Below are 14,375 nucleotides of genomic sequence, written 5' to 3' on the forward strand. Positions count from 1 at the left end.
CGAACTGCCTGGCGCGTTACCGCCAGCCACACCGTTGGCGCCCGTGCTTTGGGCCAGCGCCGGCAGCGTCGATACCAACGCCAAGGCCGTTGACACCAAAAAGAGCGCCCGCAAGCGGTGCTTGCCGCCAAATTGATCCGCTGCCGCTGCCACCGTTGCGTTCCCCCCCGCCGCGCGGCACGGATCAGCCTGGCAGCTCGTCCGTGCGCGATCATTCCCGCAGCCCGGAAAGTCGAGTCTGCCGCATCTTCATCTCACCGAGAGGGAAGCGGTGTCTTGATAAGGCGTTGGCAAGTTTCTGAAGGTTTCTGAAATTTACAATTCAGACCCGTTTTTCGAGCAATTTTGGCGGACTTCCACTATATGGGCCGTCTGGAGAGACGCTTTGGGGGACAACGTGCTTCGTTTCGCCGGCTTCGAGCTGGACCAGCAGCGCGCGGAGCTGCGGGGGGCCGATGGCGTTGCGATCAAGCTCCGGCCCAAGACCTTTGAGATGCTACGGCATTTCGCCACCAATGGCGGCCGGGTCCTGAGCAAGCAGGAGCTGATGGAGGCGGTCTGGCCGAACGTCCATGTCGGCGAGGACAGCCTGTTCCAATGCATCCGCGAGCTTCGCACCGCGCTCGGCGACGAGCGGCGGCAGATGATCAAGCTCGCTTCCGGCGGCGGCTACTTGCTGACCGCGGAGGTGTCGGCTGAACCGGCCGCCAGCCCCGCTCATGCCGGGCCGCCCTCGGCCGACCCGGCCGGGGAGCTCCAGCCTGCGGCACCGGTCGAGCCTGTCCCGGCATCTGCGAGGCCGCGTCGCACCATCCTGAGCCGGCGGGTCATGATCCCCGCCGTCACCGGCTTCTGCGCGATCCTCCTTGGGCTTGCGGTTGCCGCGCCGGTGTTGAAGCCGGACCTCCTGTCCAAGCGAACGCCGCCCCGCATCGCCGTGGTGCCGATCGTTGACGCCAGCAGCGACCCGGGCGGCGCGGTGATGGCGACGGAGGTCACCGGGCGCCTCACGGATGGCTTTGCCAAGATCCAGAACATCAGCGTGGTCGCGCCGCGCTCGCCTGCGCTGGCGGCTGTCGAAAGCACCGGCGCGCTTGCCGCGCCGTCCGATTACGAAATCCGGGGCGAGCTGCAGCACAGCGAGCAGTCCTGGACGTTGCGGGCGCGCCTTATCAAGGCGGGCACCGGCGAGGTTCAGTCGGTCATCGCGGCTTCGGTCAACGCTGACGAGGCGGACGCGCAGCTCGCGCAGTCCCGACTTGCCGCGGGTGTCGGCCATGCGCTTGCGCGCCGCCTCAACGAAATGCTGGAGCCGAGTGCGGCGCCCTCCCGCGCCCGTGGGGCGTCGGCGGGCGGTGACAGGGTCGCGATCGAGCAGGCCATCGCATCGATCAACCAGACCACGCGCGAGCGTTTCGGCATGGCGCAGACCATGCTGCAAAAGGCGCTCACCGACGACCCCGATAATCTCGATATCGCGGTTGCGCTGTCTTCGCTGCAGCTCCGCGGCATCCAGATGGTCTGGTTCAGCCCGGACGAGGCGGTCGCGGTCGAGGCGAAGGCCAATGCGACGCTCGAGCAGGCGTTGCGGTCGAAGCCGAATTCTATACCGGTGCTGGAGGCCTATTGCCGCTTCCTCAGCGCGACCAACCATTTTGTGGAAAGTCTCGTCACCTGCGCCAAGGCATTGAGCTTCGATCCGTGGGACGGGTCTGCGCTCTATCTGATCGGCCTCGGGCAGATCTATCTCGGCCGCTTCGATGATGCGCTCGCGACATTCCGGCAAGCCGATCGCTACGATACGCCGTCGGCCTCGCGCTGGACATGGCTGCTCGGCGCGGGCTTGGCGAATCTCTTGATTGGCCGCGACGAGGAGGCGCTGCCGTGGCTGCAGCGTTCGATCGCCATCACGCCGGCGACCGGGCGCTCGCACATGCTGCTCGCGGTTGCCTACCAGAGATTAGGCCGGCTCGAGGAGGCGAGGGCGGCGATCGAGGAGGGGCTGAGGCTGCGGCCCGGCACGACCAGGCTCAACGTCTGGCCGCCGATGAAGAACGCAAGTCCGGTGTGTATCGCAGCGTTCGATCGGGTGGTTCAGGGAATGGTGGACGCAGGATTGCCGGAGCAGTAGGGGGCGGTGCAGCGTGTTCGGTCGTCATGCCCGGGCTTATCCCGGGCATCCACGTCTTTGATCTCGTGTTTGGAGCGCGTGGATGGCCGGGACAAGCCTGGCCATGACGGAGAAAGCTTTGCTGCCTACCGCCACCTGCGGTGCAACCAGAGCCACTGCTCGGGATTTTCCCGGACCCAACCTTCCACCACGCTCGTGATCGCCTGCGTCGTGCCCTGGATGTCGATCTTGCCCTCGGCGTCGCGCACCGGCTTGACCTCCTCGGTTAGCTCTCCGGCGAAGCGGCCACCGGGCTTGCGAATGATGCGCGCGCCGTGGATCGGGCATTCGACCTGGCGCAGCAGGCGCGCCAGCATCGGATTGGCGCGGGTCTTGCGGCCGAAGAAGGTGACCTCGACGCCGCCGGTCAGATACTGGTCGATCAGCATTCCAACGTGCTTGCCGTCCTTCAGCGCCTGCGCGAGCCGCAAAGGCGCATCACGGCCCGCAGGGATCAGCGTGCCCATGTTGACCTGGCGCAGTTCCTGGATGATGCGGTCCGCGGAGGCGATGTTCGGCCGGCGATAGAGGATCGCAGTGTCCAGCCCGTGCGCGACCGCGGCGAGCGCCGGCAATTCCCAATTGGCGAGATGCGAGGTGAAGATCAGCGCCGGCTTGCCGTCGTCGCGGATCTGGTCGAACAGCTCGATGGTGCGCTGGGGTAATTCGATCCGGCTCTTTTCCGGATGGTCGCGGTCGTAGTCCCAGACGTGGTCCATATGGGCGAATTCGGCGCCGACGCGGCCGAGATTGTCCCAGACGCCCATCAGGATCTCCTCGATCTCCTCGGGCGACTTCTCCGGAAACGCGGCGGTGAGGTTGGCTCGGCCGATGCGGTGTTCGCGCAGGCGCGGGCCGATCATCTTCGTAACGCGTGCGAAAAAGTCCGAGGTCTTGACCGGATCGAAATAGCGCGTGGTGCGCAGCATGCCGACGGTGGCCGCACCGATCAGGCTTCCGCCGAGCGATTTGGCGGCCTGCCGCGCGCGGGCCTTCGTGCTCGCAGGAAGCAGTGCCATGCGTCCAGGTCAGGCCGGTTCGCGGGTCAGGATCAGCGAGGCGTTCTGGCCGCCGAAGCCGAACGAGTTCGACATCACCGCGCTGACGCGGGCGTCGCGCGCCTTGTTGCCGACGACGTCGAACAGGATCGTGGGGTCCGGAATGTCGTAGTTGATCGTCGGCGGAATGCGCTGATGCTCGAGCGTCAGCAGCGAGAAGATCGCCTCGACCGCACCGGCCGCAGAGATCGTGTGGCCGACCATCGACTTGTTGGAGGTGACCGGGATCTTCTGCACGAGCTCGCCGAACACGGCCGATGTCGTATTGTACTCCATCTTGTCGTTTTCGGGCGTCGAGGTGCCGTGGGCGTTGATGTGGTCGATCTGGTCCGGCTCCATGCCGGCATCGGCCAGTGTCTTCTTCATGCAACCGATGATCGGCTTGCCGTCGGGCGAAGAGCGGGTGCGATGGAAGGAGTCAGTAAGCTCGCCACAGCCGGCGATCACGCCAAGGATCTTTGCACCGCGCGCGGTTGCGGCTTCATAGCTTTCGAGCACGAGGGCACCGGCACCTTCGGCCATGACGAAGCCGTCGCGGTTCTTGGAGAAGGGACGGGAGGCCGCCTGCGGCGGATCGTTCTGGGTCGACAGCGCCGAGAGCAGCGAGAAGCGCACGAGGGCTTCCGGATTCACGGTGCCGTCGGTCGCCACGCAGAGCGCGGCATCGGTCTCGCCGCGGCGGATCGCCTCGACGCCGAGCTGGATCGAGGTCGCGCCCGAGGCGCAGGCCGTCGACAGCGAGATCGGCGAACCCTTGGTTCCGAAGGTCTCGGCGAGGTAGGCGGCGACCGAGCCGAACATGAAGCGGTGATGATAGGCGGCGAACTTGCCGCCGCCGGAGATACGCAGGAGATCGTCGTAGTTTACGTCAAGCTTGCCGGCGGCGCGGCCGAGCTCGCGGCGCTGCGGCCACTCGACCTCGACCGGCGCGACCGCCAGGAAGAGGGGACCCGGGAAATCGCCCTTGGCGCCGATGCCGGCCTGCTCGAGTGCTTCCTGAGTAACGAGATCAGCCATCCGCTCGGACAGGGCCGTGGAGGAGAACGGATCGACGCTGACGAAATCCACCGTGCCGGCCATGGTGGTCTTCAGGCCGTCGATCGGAAAGCGCGTGATGGTGCGGATGCCGGATTCGCCGGCGACCAGCTTTGCCCAATTGTCGGCCTTGCCAGCACCGAGCGAGGTCATGATTCCCATGCCGGTAACGACGACGACGGGACGCCCGAATTTGTCGCGTGGTGCAGTCATGTCGATTCCCCGCTAGAGCATGATCCGGAAAAGTGGATGCGGTTTTCCGAAAAGATCATGCTCAAACAATAACCAACTAAAGCGCGACGCGCTTTAGTTCACGGCCTCGACCAGCGCCATGCCTTCGCCGCGCCAGTGTCCGGCTCCCACCACAACAATTTGGGTGGGCGCTCCCTGCATTTCAATCTCGGTCCCCGTGGTGTCGTTCGGCGGGAACAGCGCGCCGCGCGAGATCGACAGCGCGGCGAGCGCAATCCCGAGCGGGAATTGCGTTTCCATGGTGTGGCCGAACATCGTGCCGGTCGCGCGCACCGGGAAATCAGCATGGCTCTTCAGGAAGCCGCGCTCCTCTGAGGTCGCGGGCTCCGCGCCGGTCGCGCCTGATATGATCGCGCCCTTGCCCGCGTGCGTCGGCAGCTTGGCCCACAGCTTCTCCAGCGTCGCGGCCATGTCGCCGGGCTGCTTGCGCCGGGCGAGGTCGGCGACGACGCTCGACAGCTTTGCGAACGGCTTTGCGCCGCGTGCCTCGGCGTGCGCCCTGGACTCCAGCACCAGGAACGCACCGGCCGAGCCGAGCGCGAAGCCGGTGTGATCCTTGCGCGCCCACACGGGTGCGAACTTGTCCTTCAGGTTGAAGTCGCCGAATTCGTAGAGAACCAACAGGTCCTTGCGCTCGCCATTGTGCGAGCCGCCGACCAGCGCGATGTCACTCTCGCCCGAGGCGATGCGCGACAGTGCGATGCGCGCGGCATCGGCGCCCGCAACCTCTTCGCCCATGAAGGTGCGCGAGGTACCGCCGAGACCATGCACGATGGCGATGTTGCCGGCGAGGAGGTTCGAGAGCTGCGCCAGGAACAGCGTCGGCCTGAGATCGCTCATCAGCCGCTCGTTGAGGAAGCCGGGCGCGTTGGCGCCCTTGGCCTCTGCCGTGAGCACGCCGCTGTCGACGTTGAGATCGCGCTCGCCGCCGCCGGCGGCGACCACCATGTCGATCTTCGACAGAATGTCCTTGTTGCCTTTGATCCCGGCGGAGTCGAGCGCCAGGCCCGCGGCATAGGTGCCGATGCGCTGCCAGGCTTCCATCTGGCGCTGGTCGCCCTTCTTCGGGATCTGGCTGTCGAAGCTGACCGGCATCAGGGGATGCACGATGCAGGGCGCAAAACCCTTCTCATCGACATTGACGCGCTTCTCCTGGAGCGCGGCCCAGTTGGCGTCCAGCCCTTCGCCGAGCGAGGTGGCGAGGCCAATGCCGGTGATCCAGACTTCCGTCTGGCCGGGCTTCGAAGCAGTCTCAGTCATGACGATACGGCCTGTTGCGGAAAGCCGATGCGCTTGGCGAACGCGTCCATGTAGCCGCGCATATCCGCATTGGGGAAGGGAATCTGCGTGAAAGTAAGTGTCGAATTGGCGCGCAGCTTGCCGCCGACCCTGATTTTGGCCTCGGTCATGGCGTAGCCGGAGCCTTCATGGGTAAGGGTTGCCTCGATGCTCATGAGATCGCCGGGGAACACCGAGCCCCGGACCTTGGCCTCCTTCACGGCGGCCAGGATCGGCATGCGCTCGAACCTCAGGACGCCGAGCTGAAGCCAGCCCGAGGCCTGCGCCATCGATTCGATCAAGAGCACGCCGGGCATCAAGGGATAGCCCGGGAAGTGCCCCTCGAAGATGGTGCTCTTGTTCGGGACCTGCGCCTCGACGACGATTCGCTTCTCGTCGACGTTGAGGTCGACGATGCGATCGATCATGTGGAAGTATTCGAGTTGCATGACCGCGCGCTCAGGCGCTCGCGCCCTTGGCCGCAACCAGTTCGTCGATGCGGGCGCACAGATTCTTCAGAACGAAGTATTGCTCGGTGGTCGCCTTGCCGTCGTTGACCTCCTGGGTCCACTTTTCCAGCGGCAGCTTGATACCGAACTGCTTGTCGATTGCGAACGCGATGTCCAGGAAATCGAGACTGTCGATGCCGAGATCATCGATGGCGTGGCTATCCGGCGTGATCGTGTCGCGCGGGATGTCGCAGGTTTCAGCGATGATCGTAGCGACCTGATCGAATGTGGAGGACATCACTAAGCCTTTGATATATTGCGGATATTTTACAGGTTTTCCAGAGTGGCGCGGTGGGTGGGCATCGCGCCCCGAGTGACGCCCTCAACCCCCCTCTGGCCGGGTCGAAAGCCCGTATATCGGAGCGCCGCCCTGAGTTCAATGGAGCCGGGCAGGCGAGGAGACACCCGGCTGGGGATGCCCGCCAGAGTCCGTTCCACCTGAGGACCGGCGGCGAGGCCGGGCCTAGATATGCGGCGTCGTGATCTTGACGCAGTCGCGGCGGCCCATCAGCACGCAATCCTGGGTCCGGCGCAGGTCGGCGATGCTCACGGCGAGCCAGATCCCGATCGCGGTCAGCGCGATGGTGAAGGCAAGCGCGGCGACATTGGCGAGCATGCGGTGGCGGAAATCATCGGGCTCGGGGCGGGGCTGCTCGTAGCGCGACAGGTCGAGCGACTCGGGCGCGGCGCGGAGCGGCTGCACGGTGCCGCTACCCCGGTGAACCGTCGGGGAGGACGAGGTGCGCGGCCTGAACTGGAGCACCCGGTGCTCGTCATCCGAGCTTTTGGGCCGCTGGGTTTTCATGGTGCGGGGATCACTCCGAAGCGCACTTTTTAGATAGCACACGTGATGAACGCGTTGCAGAAAATCTTCTCGGCGCGCCCGCGCATTGCGCTTTCTCACGCTCTTTCATGAACCTTGCGAACGATCGCGAAATTGGCGGTCAGACCGGTGTCAGGAAACGCCGGGTTGCATTGCAGCAAGAGCCATGGACCTTGCCTGACCCTGTCCCGTGAACATCGGCTTGTGATCCGTGTCCGGGCCGAGCGCATTTTGCAGCGCCAAGGCCCATGGCATAATCTGGGGAACTCAAACCACAAGTTGCAACTATGTGAGAGGCCCTCGATCATGATGACCACCCACGCGCGCGAACCCAGAGTGCATCCGGTGTCGATCCTGTCGCTTCGGCCGACGCAGATGACGGTCGGCATGCGTGAGGTCAAGGAGAAGCGCAGGCGCTGGCGCGAGCACGCCAAGAAGAAGCAATCCGATCTGCTGGGCACCCACATGATCCCCGTCGTCTTCGGACCCGACGAGCGCTACTACGTGATCGACCATCATCATCTCGGCCGCGCGCTGCATGACGAGGGCATCAAGGAGGTGCTGGTGACCGTCGTCGGCGATCTCCGCATGGTCGAGCGCGAAGCGTTCTGGGGAGTGATGGATAACAAGCGCTGGGTCTATCCTTACGATGCCAAGGGCGAACGGCGGCCGTTCCGCGATTTGCCGAAATCGGTCGCCGATCTCAAGGATGATCCCTTCCGGAGCCTTGCCGGTGAGCTCCGCCGCATGGGCGGTTTTGCCAAGGATACGACGCCGTTCTCGGAATTCCTGTGGGCCGACTTTCTGCGCCGAAAACTGTCGCGCAAGGCGGTGGACGCCAATTTCGACAAGGCGCTCGAGAAGGCCCTGTCCGCGGCCAAGAGCAAGGATGCGATCTATCTGCCCGGCTGGTGCGGGCCGGCGGATGATGATTGAGGCGCGATGCTCACGTCACTCGCGTAGGAAGATCTTGGCGCCAGGGTAGACGCGCCGGGCGTAAGTCACGACCAACTCGCGGTCCTGGGTTTCCAGGAACGGAGTTCGGATCTGACACGACCCGACAACGAGGTGCCACAGGCCATTGAGCTTCTGAATGGCGACGTTCACTTGAGCGTTCCGCGAAGGCTCTTCATTCCAGCAAGGCTGCTTGTCGCGGCAGTCTTGCGATTCACGATCGTGATGTCCGGCGCAAAATTCCCGGCTCGGCTCGCGCCGTTGCAAAACAACGATGACTATTGTTAGTCGCGCTTTTCGAGCGTGAAGTTCGCGCTGCCCATGCGTCGCTTTGGACTAGTCTGACGCGCACGAGAATCTCTCGCTGTCGCTCGAGTGTACGAGCCCGGGCAGTGGGCCTTGGAAATGAGCGACCATACGGAGGTGGGTGCGGCCTCACGGACCTCATCACAGTCTCTTGAGCGAAATCATTTTCCGCGCGCACGAAAAGGTCCTGAAACAAAGCCGTTCCATTTTGACGCGCAATCAAGCCCACACAGGAGGCAGGAATGCGCCGTCTGGTCTTCGCCGCTGCCTTGCTCGCGGTCGCCTCAGCAGGAATTTACACATTCTTCTCGGCCTCGTTTGCCGCAGCCTATCACGCAAAGACTTTGACATTTGCCGAGCGCTTTGCCCCGGCGCTCGAGTTGATGGAAAAGCGCTAGCGGCATAGCGCTTCGCAGCCGTAGGAAATGCAGCGGTAGTCGGGCCGGGCGTCGGTACCCACTGCGCTCGAAAACGCCCTATGGAGCGCCAGATGAACGCCCAAGATGGTCCTGAACTCGACGCACTCGTTGCGGCGGTCGCACGGCAATTTGCTGGCCTTTTTCGCGGCAAGCCAGTGCAGCCGGATCTCGAGCAACCACCGCTCCCCTGGGACCCGCAGAATCAGCTTCCGGACCTATTGTGGCCCAGGCGACACCTCGCGCTGGCCGGCCTCGAGTTGACGCAATCAATCCAGTACAACGGCGCCGTCGGCGTCAGCTACGGCGATGACAATTCGATCCCGCTCGTTGCGCTCAAGCCGCTGGTGGTGCGTGCCTATCCGTACGTGCAGCCCGGCGTTGCCGAGCCGGACACACTCACTGGCGCACGCGTCACTGGTGAGCTGGTGCTTTCGGTTGGCGATCGAATCGTTTACCGGACCGGCCCTACGCGCGCCGACGGGGCCCGGCTCGGCGCGCGTAACGAGCTCTCGCGCGATCTGTGGGACAGCGAGTTGACGGTCCCAGTTGGTGGACCCGGCGCGCTTGCGGTGCACATCGTGCACGTCAATTCGTCGCTGAATTTCTTCGTGCCAGCATGGTATTGCCGGACCGGCCACTTTTATCTCTCCGTCCGGCTCTGGCGTGCTGGCAGCGACGGCGTTTCATCCGCGCCCCAGGATCGCGTCGCGACCGGGCGCTATATCGATTTCATCGATGTGCGGCCGCCGCGTGTCGCCGTAGTCAGGGTCAACTGGACCGACAGCGCCGGCAAGGTTACGAGCCCCACCGATGCGATTATGCTCAGCACGATGCGCACGGCCGAACGGATGCTGCCGTTCCCCTATTTTGAGACGACGATTCTTGGAACGTCGACGAACAGCTCGGCAGCGTTTGCGTCCGCCGCGACGGGTGGAGGTTGTAACACCGCGTGGACCGGCCTGCTCGCTGACCTGGCTGTCACGCGCATCTTCACCGCTCTGTTCCAGCTCGGCGATATCGTCTTCGCGTTTGTGCCGAGCGCAGCCATTCCCGCCGCTGCCGGCTCCTACAACACGGGGTGCGGTCTCGCTGAAGGCGTCGGCGCCGCCTTTGCAGGGGGCGACACAAGTTTTGCCTACGATTTCATTTTCGCCCACGAGATGGGACACGTCTTCACCTGCAACCACGTCGCGGTGCCAGGCGACAGCAGCGACGACCCAAACTATCCAAACTATGGTGGAAGCAAGACCTCCATCGGCGAAGTCGGCATCGATCCAGGAACGACGCCGCCGACGCTGTTCGGTCCGTCGGACACATCCGACATCATGTCCTACAAGCCGAAGCAGTGGATCTCGCCCTACACCTATCTGAAGATCCTTAATGCGCGCGATAATCACCAAACCGCACCCGCCGATCCGCGTCGCGTTCGTTCGCTTCTGATCCTGGCAGTGCGAGTGCATCGCCCTGTCGGCGACGAGAACCGCATCGAGATTCGTAAGGCTTATCGGATCGAAGCCGCCGGCATGGTGTCGCGGCCGAGCGATGGCGCCATTTCGCCACTCTCGGTTGATCTGCTCGATGCGCATCGCCGGATCATTGCGACTCATCATTGTCTCTACACGCGCGCGCAAGCGACCTGCGGCTGTTGTGGAGGAGGTGTAGCCGTTCCGCTCAACCGCGAGCCATTCTACGATCTGCATGAAGCGATTGAATGGCCGAGCGAGGAAGTCGCTGCCATCTCGTTGCATGATGGCCGCGAACCGTTCGCGACCTTCGAAGTGGGCGAACCGCCGCAGGTCGAGCTGAGCGGCCCCGAGCGGCGGGACCAATTCCTCGTACTGCGCGTGCACGCGCATCATCCGCGGGCCCGGCCGTCGATAGTCGTGCTGTTCAGCGGCGATGATCGCGCGACATGGCAACCGGTCGCGTTTGATCCTCCAGACGGCGAGGTGCTGGTGGAAAGCGAACGCTTGCCCGGCGGCGAACGCTGTTTCTTCCGCGCCATCGCAACCGCGGAATTTCGCAGCGCGAGCGCCGACAGCTCTCAATTCGAGCTGCAGCGCAGTCGTCGCCGGCTTTATCTGCGGCTGCCTGATCCCCAGTGTCCGATAGCACCAGGCGCCGTGCCGTTGGGCGCGATGATCGATTGCCGCGGGCTCGGTGTTGTCCGGTCCGATGAAATTCGGTGGAATTCGGATCTGGACGGCGACCTGGGCCTTGGGTACGAACTCGTCGCGCAATTGCGCGATGGACGGCACCTTATCACAGTAACCGCGCCGGACGGACGCGGCGGGTCACTTGCCGAACGCGGCATTATCATCGTTGGCGGTCGCCCCGCTGGCGTTGTAAGCCAAGCCGAGTTCTAACGCATACTCGTGCGCTGCGTCCTGGTACCGAACTCGCTCAATGCTCCGGCATTTTCGTCTCGTGCGCCTCGTCCTTGCCGCCGAGCATCCGGTGCAGCAGGCGCTCGATGCGTCGGCCGACCGTGAGCAGTACGAAGGCCAGAGCCAAAGCAACCGCGACGATCTTCCATTCTCCGGCGCCGCAGACGATACCGAGGCAGGCGGCGAGGAAGGTGCAGGCGGCGCTGGTCAGTCCGCGGACGCGAAATCTCGTACTTTGGTGCACGATGACACCGGCACCGAGGAATCCAATACCGGTGAGGATCCCCTGGATGACTCGGCTGGCAGCATCGGTGACCTTGCCGGGCTCGGCGAACTGCACGGCGAGCAGCACGACGGTCGCGGTGGAGAGACCGACGATGCCGAGCGTCTTCAGCCCGATCGGCTTGCCGTGCAAATCCCGGTCCAGCCCGATCGCGCCGGCGGCGAGCGTCGCAACGCCAAGGCGAAGCAGGATTTCGGGCCAGTCCAGCGCTGTCATCGCGTGTCCAACTTATTTCTTAACCTATTTCTTGGGCAGGCGTCCCATCAGATAGAACTCTTCGTTCGGCCGCATGCCGGTGAAATTGGCGAGCCGATTGGACAGTGCGAAGAAGGCGGAGATCGCAGCGATGTCCCAGATGTCGTCGTCGCTGAAACCGTGGGGCGCAAGCGCGGCGAAATCCTCCTCGGAGACGCGCTGCGCATCGGCCGAGACCTTCATCGCGAAATCGAGCATTGCCTTCTGCCGCGGCGTGATGTCGGCCTTGCGGTAGTTCACCGCGACCTGGTCGGCGATCAGCGGGTTCTTGGCGCGAATGCGAAGGATCGCGCCATGCGCGATCACGCAATACTGGCACTGGTTGGCCGCCGAGGTCGCCACCACGATCATCTCACGCTCGGCCTTGGTGAGGCCGCCGTCCTTCTCCATCAGCGCGTCGTGATAGGCGAAGAACGCGCGGAACTCGTCGGGCCGGTAGGCCAGGGTCAGGAACACGTTCGGCACGAAACCGCTCTTCTCCTGTACGGCGAGGAGCCGCGTGCGGATGTCGTCGGGCAGGGTGTCGAGGGCGGGAGCGGGAAAGCGTTGCGCGGGCTTTGTCATGGGCATGGATTCCAGATCGGGGGCGGCAAACATAGTCGATGTATGAGAGACGCTCCAGAGGCGTCACAAGGTCTCGTGCCCCGGACGCAGCGCAGCGCCTCTTCGGCGGTGCGCTGCAGAGCCGGGGCCCATGTTTCCGAGAGTGCAGTGTGTGCGGCATGGGTCCCGGCTCTGCGCAGCAACGCCTGCGCGTTGCAGCGCGTCCGGGACACGAGAGGTTGCTCTTACCGCAGCGGCTTCTTCAAGAGCGAGAAGCGATCGGGGTCCAGCCCCATCGACGGTTGCAGCATCGGGGCCTCGACGCTGGAGTGCGTCTTGGCGGGCGATGCCGAGAACACCGGGTCGTTCGGCACGTCGCGCTGCGAGGTTGCGCCGCGCCAGCGCTCGAGCACGGCGCTGACGAAATGCATGTCATGACCGGAGGTGACCGACGGCACGCTGCTGATGGTGGCCTCGCCGCGCGGCAGTTGATGTGGCGGCACCTCCTTGAAGCGCAGCCGGGTCGGCAGCGCCACGCCTTCGCCGAACGCCAGCACTTCGCGGGTGCCGAGCGAAGGCACGAAGGACAACAGGTTCGCGGCCGCATCCGACACCGCGGCGCGCAGCAGCGCCTGGTCGCGGTCGTTGGCAAGACGCATCGTGAACAGCGTGTTGCACTGGGAGATGATGGTGGCGTCGAGCTCGGCCGGACGCTGGGTGATGAGGCCGAGATAGACGCCGTATTTGCGGCCTTCCTTGGCGATGCGCGACACCGCCTTGCGGGTCGGGCCGAAGCCGACATTGCGGTCGGCGGACGCGTAACGGTGCGCTTCTTCGCAGACGAACAGCAGCGGCGAGACGCCGTCACTCCACAAGCCGAAGTCGAAGGCCATGCGGCACAGGACCGAGACGACGGAATCGATGACTTCCACCGGGAAGCCGGCGAGCTGCATCACCGTCATCGGCTTGCCGTTGGCGGGCAGGCGAAACAGATGGCTGATGACCTCGGCCATGGTGTCGCCGCCGACATTGGCGTTGTCGAACATGAAGGTGTAGCGCGGGTCGTTGCGCACGGCTTCGATGCGCGAGATCAGCTTGTGATAGATGATGCGCGAGGAGCGGTTTTCCAGCTTGCCCATGCGCTCGTCGATCAGCGAGATCAGGTCGACGAGCCGATAAGGCACCGGCGTATCGACGGTGTAGCCGACGTGCTTGGGGTCGACGCGCTTCAGGCCAATGCGGTCGGCGTTCTGGTACTGGGTGTAGACGCCTTTGGCGATCGGAATGACTTCGGCGAGAATGTCGAGTTCCTCCGGCACGCCAGGCCGCCCGGCGAACAGCACGTCGACGATTTCCTCGAAGTTGAACAGCCAGAACGGCAGCTTCAGGTTTCGCGGGTTGAGCACCAGCGCGCGGTCACCGAAGCAGCGGCCATATTCGTTATGCACGTCGAGCAGGAAGATGCGCAGGTTCGGTCGCGCCTTCAGGATCTCGTTGAGCAGGAGCGACACGCCGGTCGATTTGCCGACGCCGGTCGATCCCAGCACGGCGAAATGCTTGGACAGCATTTCCTCGACGTCGACATAGGCAATGACAGAGCGGTCCTGCTGCAGGAAGCCGACATTGATCTGGTCCGACCCGGTGGGCGCGTAGATCGTGCGCAGCTCCTGGCTCGTGATCAGCTCGACCGCATCGCCGATGGTCGGATAGTTGGTGACGCCGCGCTGGAATTTCGGCTTGTCGCTGGCGTTGAGGATTTCGCCGAGCAGGTCGACCGAAGCGATCGCAATATAGTTGTCGTTGTTCGACAGGTTTTCGCAGGAGACCTCGGTGATCATCGCGACGATGACCGAACTGTTGCAGCGGATGCTGACAAAGCGGCCGACGGTCGCCCTCACTTCCGCAATCGGCATCCGGCTTTCCGCCAGAAGACCGACCCGCGCGAGCGATCCGCGAACCGAAATCACGCGTCCAAAGGATGTCACGATGGATGAACCCGAGAAGCCAAAATGTTTCCCGGAACTATGCGCGGCCGTCGCTGGACAAACGGTTAAACGGCAGGCGCGGTCGCTTTGTTAAATCCGCGACAATTCGGTCATGAGG

14 protein-coding genes are annotated in these 14,375 nt (G+C 64.1%); 4 read left to right on the forward strand and 10 right to left on the reverse strand.

The window, feature by feature from the left end; genetic code table 11:
* Positions 1 to 397: 397 nt before the first annotated feature.
* Positions 398 to 2,131 (forward strand): winged helix-turn-helix domain-containing protein, encoded by a 1,734-nt coding sequence (locus AC629_RS05720; protein ID WP_084803837.1) that lies wholly within the window; start codon positions 398 to 400, stop codon positions 2,129 to 2,131.
* Positions 2,132 to 2,256: 125 nt separating this feature from the next.
* Here AC629_RS05720 and AC629_RS05725 read toward each other — a convergent pair whose 3' ends face one another.
* From AC629_RS05725 to AC629_RS05750, 6 genes are all read right to left on the reverse strand, one after another.
* Entirely contained in the window at positions 2,257 to 3,189 is a 933-nt protein-coding gene (locus AC629_RS05725; protein ID WP_084803784.1) for a lipid A biosynthesis lauroyl acyltransferase, read from the reverse strand.
* Positions 3,190 to 3,198: 9 nt separating this feature from the next.
* Positions 3,199 to 4,476 carry a beta-ketoacyl-ACP synthase gene (locus AC629_RS05730; RefSeq protein WP_084803785.1) on the reverse strand — a complete coding sequence of 426 codons (1,278 nt, stop codon included), beginning with the start codon at positions 4,474 to 4,476 and terminating at the stop codon, positions 3,199 to 3,201.
* Between the two features lie 93 nt (positions 4,477 to 4,569).
* Positions 4,570 to 5,775 carry a beta-ketoacyl-ACP synthase gene (locus tag AC629_RS05735; protein ID WP_084803786.1) on the reverse strand — a complete coding sequence of 402 codons (1,206 nt, stop codon included), beginning with the start codon at positions 5,773 to 5,775 and terminating at the stop codon, positions 4,570 to 4,572.
* The gene (locus AC629_RS05740) at positions 5,772 to 6,242 is read right to left on the reverse strand and encodes a 3-hydroxyacyl-ACP dehydratase FabZ family protein (protein ID WP_084803787.1); all 471 of its coding nucleotides are present in this window, start codon (positions 6,240 to 6,242) and stop codon (positions 5,772 to 5,774) included. The genes AC629_RS05735 and AC629_RS05740 overlap by 4 nt, the downstream gene beginning before the upstream one ends.
* Positions 6,243 to 6,252: 10 nt before the next feature.
* Positions 6,253 to 6,540, reverse strand: coding sequence for an acyl carrier protein (locus AC629_RS05745; protein ID WP_007592476.1), 288 nt, complete (start codon positions 6,538 to 6,540; stop codon positions 6,253 to 6,255).
* A gap of 225 nt (positions 6,541 to 6,765) precedes the next feature.
* A complete protein-coding gene (locus AC629_RS05750; protein ID WP_084803788.1) occupies positions 6,766 to 7,107 on the reverse strand; it encodes a hypothetical protein in 342 nt (113 codons plus the stop codon).
* 324 nt (positions 7,108 to 7,431) lie between these two features.
* Between AC629_RS05750 and AC629_RS05755 the strand changes: the two genes are divergently transcribed.
* Positions 7,432 to 8,061, forward strand: coding sequence for a ParB-like protein (locus AC629_RS05755; RefSeq protein WP_084803789.1), 630 nt, complete (start codon positions 7,432 to 7,434; stop codon positions 8,059 to 8,061).
* A gap of 15 nt (positions 8,062 to 8,076) precedes the next feature.
* Here AC629_RS05755 and AC629_RS46545 read toward each other — a convergent pair whose 3' ends face one another.
* Entirely contained in the window at positions 8,077 to 8,232 is a 156-nt protein-coding gene (locus AC629_RS46545; protein ID WP_167561209.1) for a hypothetical protein, read from the reverse strand.
* Between the two features lie 395 nt (positions 8,233 to 8,627).
* On the opposite strand from AC629_RS46545, the gene AC629_RS46550 reads away from it, so the two are divergent.
* Together AC629_RS46550 and AC629_RS05760 are read left to right on the forward strand one after the other, a co-directional pair.
* Positions 8,628 to 8,783, forward strand: coding sequence for a hypothetical protein (locus AC629_RS46550; RefSeq protein WP_168195402.1), 156 nt, complete (start codon positions 8,628 to 8,630; stop codon positions 8,781 to 8,783).
* 92 nt (positions 8,784 to 8,875) lie between these two features.
* A complete protein-coding gene (locus tag AC629_RS05760) occupies positions 8,876 to 11,170 on the forward strand; it encodes a hypothetical protein (protein ID WP_143198937.1) in 2,295 nt (764 codons plus the stop codon).
* A gap of 37 nt (positions 11,171 to 11,207) precedes the next feature.
* Here the strand turns inward: AC629_RS05760 and AC629_RS05765 are convergent, their stop codons facing one another.
* The 3 genes from AC629_RS05765 to AC629_RS05775 form a co-directional block, all read right to left on the reverse strand.
* Complete coding sequence (locus AC629_RS05765; RefSeq protein ID WP_084803791.1) at positions 11,208 to 11,690, reverse strand: MgtC/SapB family protein; 483 nt, start codon at positions 11,688 to 11,690, stop codon at positions 11,208 to 11,210.
* 24 nt (positions 11,691 to 11,714) lie between these two features.
* Positions 11,715 to 12,293: a peroxidase-related enzyme gene (locus AC629_RS05770; protein ID WP_084803838.1), complete on the reverse strand. Its 579-nt coding sequence runs from the start codon at positions 12,291 to 12,293 to the stop codon at positions 11,715 to 11,717.
* 224 nt (positions 12,294 to 12,517) lie between these two features.
* Complete coding sequence (locus AC629_RS05775; RefSeq protein ID WP_143198938.1) at positions 12,518 to 14,257, reverse strand: ATP-binding protein; 1,740 nt, start codon at positions 14,255 to 14,257, stop codon at positions 12,518 to 12,520.
* Between the last annotated feature and the right edge of the window lie 118 nt (positions 14,258 to 14,375).

This window comes from Bradyrhizobium sp. NAS80.1 (assembly GCF_001908205.1).
Classification (GTDB): domain Bacteria; phylum Pseudomonadota; class Alphaproteobacteria; order Rhizobiales; family Xanthobacteraceae; genus Bradyrhizobium.

What these genes read in the sequence shown, in the direction of transcription:
- AC629_RS05725 (WP_084803784.1), bottom strand. Translation starts at nt 3,189, where the DNA reads ATGGCACTGCTTCCTGCGAGCACGAAGGCCCGCGCGCGGCAGGCCGCC.
- AC629_RS05730 (WP_084803785.1), bottom strand. Translation starts at nt 4,476, where the DNA reads ATGACTGCACCACGCGACAAATTCGGGCGTCCCGTCGTCGTCGTTACC.
- AC629_RS05735 (WP_084803786.1), bottom strand. Translation starts at nt 5,775, where the DNA reads ATGACTGAGACTGCTTCGAAGCCCGGCCAGACGGAAGTCTGGATCACC.
- AC629_RS05740 (WP_084803787.1), bottom strand. Translation starts at nt 6,242, where the DNA reads ATGCAACTCGAATACTTCCACATGATCGATCGCATCGTCGACCTCAAC.
- AC629_RS05745 (WP_007592476.1), bottom strand. Translation starts at nt 6,540, where the DNA reads ATGTCCTCCACATTCGATCAGGTCGCTACGATCATCGCTGAAACCTGC.
- AC629_RS05750 (WP_084803788.1), bottom strand. Translation starts at nt 7,107, where the DNA reads ATGAAAACCCAGCGGCCCAAAAGCTCGGATGACGAGCACCGGGTGCTC.
- AC629_RS05755 (WP_084803789.1), top strand. Translation starts at nt 7,432, where the DNA reads ATGATGACCACCCACGCGCGCGAACCCAGAGTGCATCCGGTGTCGATC.
- AC629_RS46550 (WP_168195402.1), top strand. Translation starts at nt 8,628, where the DNA reads ATGCGCCGTCTGGTCTTCGCCGCTGCCTTGCTCGCGGTCGCCTCAGCA.
- AC629_RS05760 (WP_143198937.1), top strand. Translation starts at nt 8,876, where the DNA reads ATGAACGCCCAAGATGGTCCTGAACTCGACGCACTCGTTGCGGCGGTC.
- AC629_RS05765 (WP_084803791.1), bottom strand. Translation starts at nt 11,690, where the DNA reads ATGACAGCGCTGGACTGGCCCGAAATCCTGCTTCGCCTTGGCGTTGCG.
- AC629_RS05770 (WP_084803838.1), bottom strand. Translation starts at nt 12,293, where the DNA reads ATGACAAAGCCCGCGCAACGCTTTCCCGCTCCCGCCCTCGACACCCTG.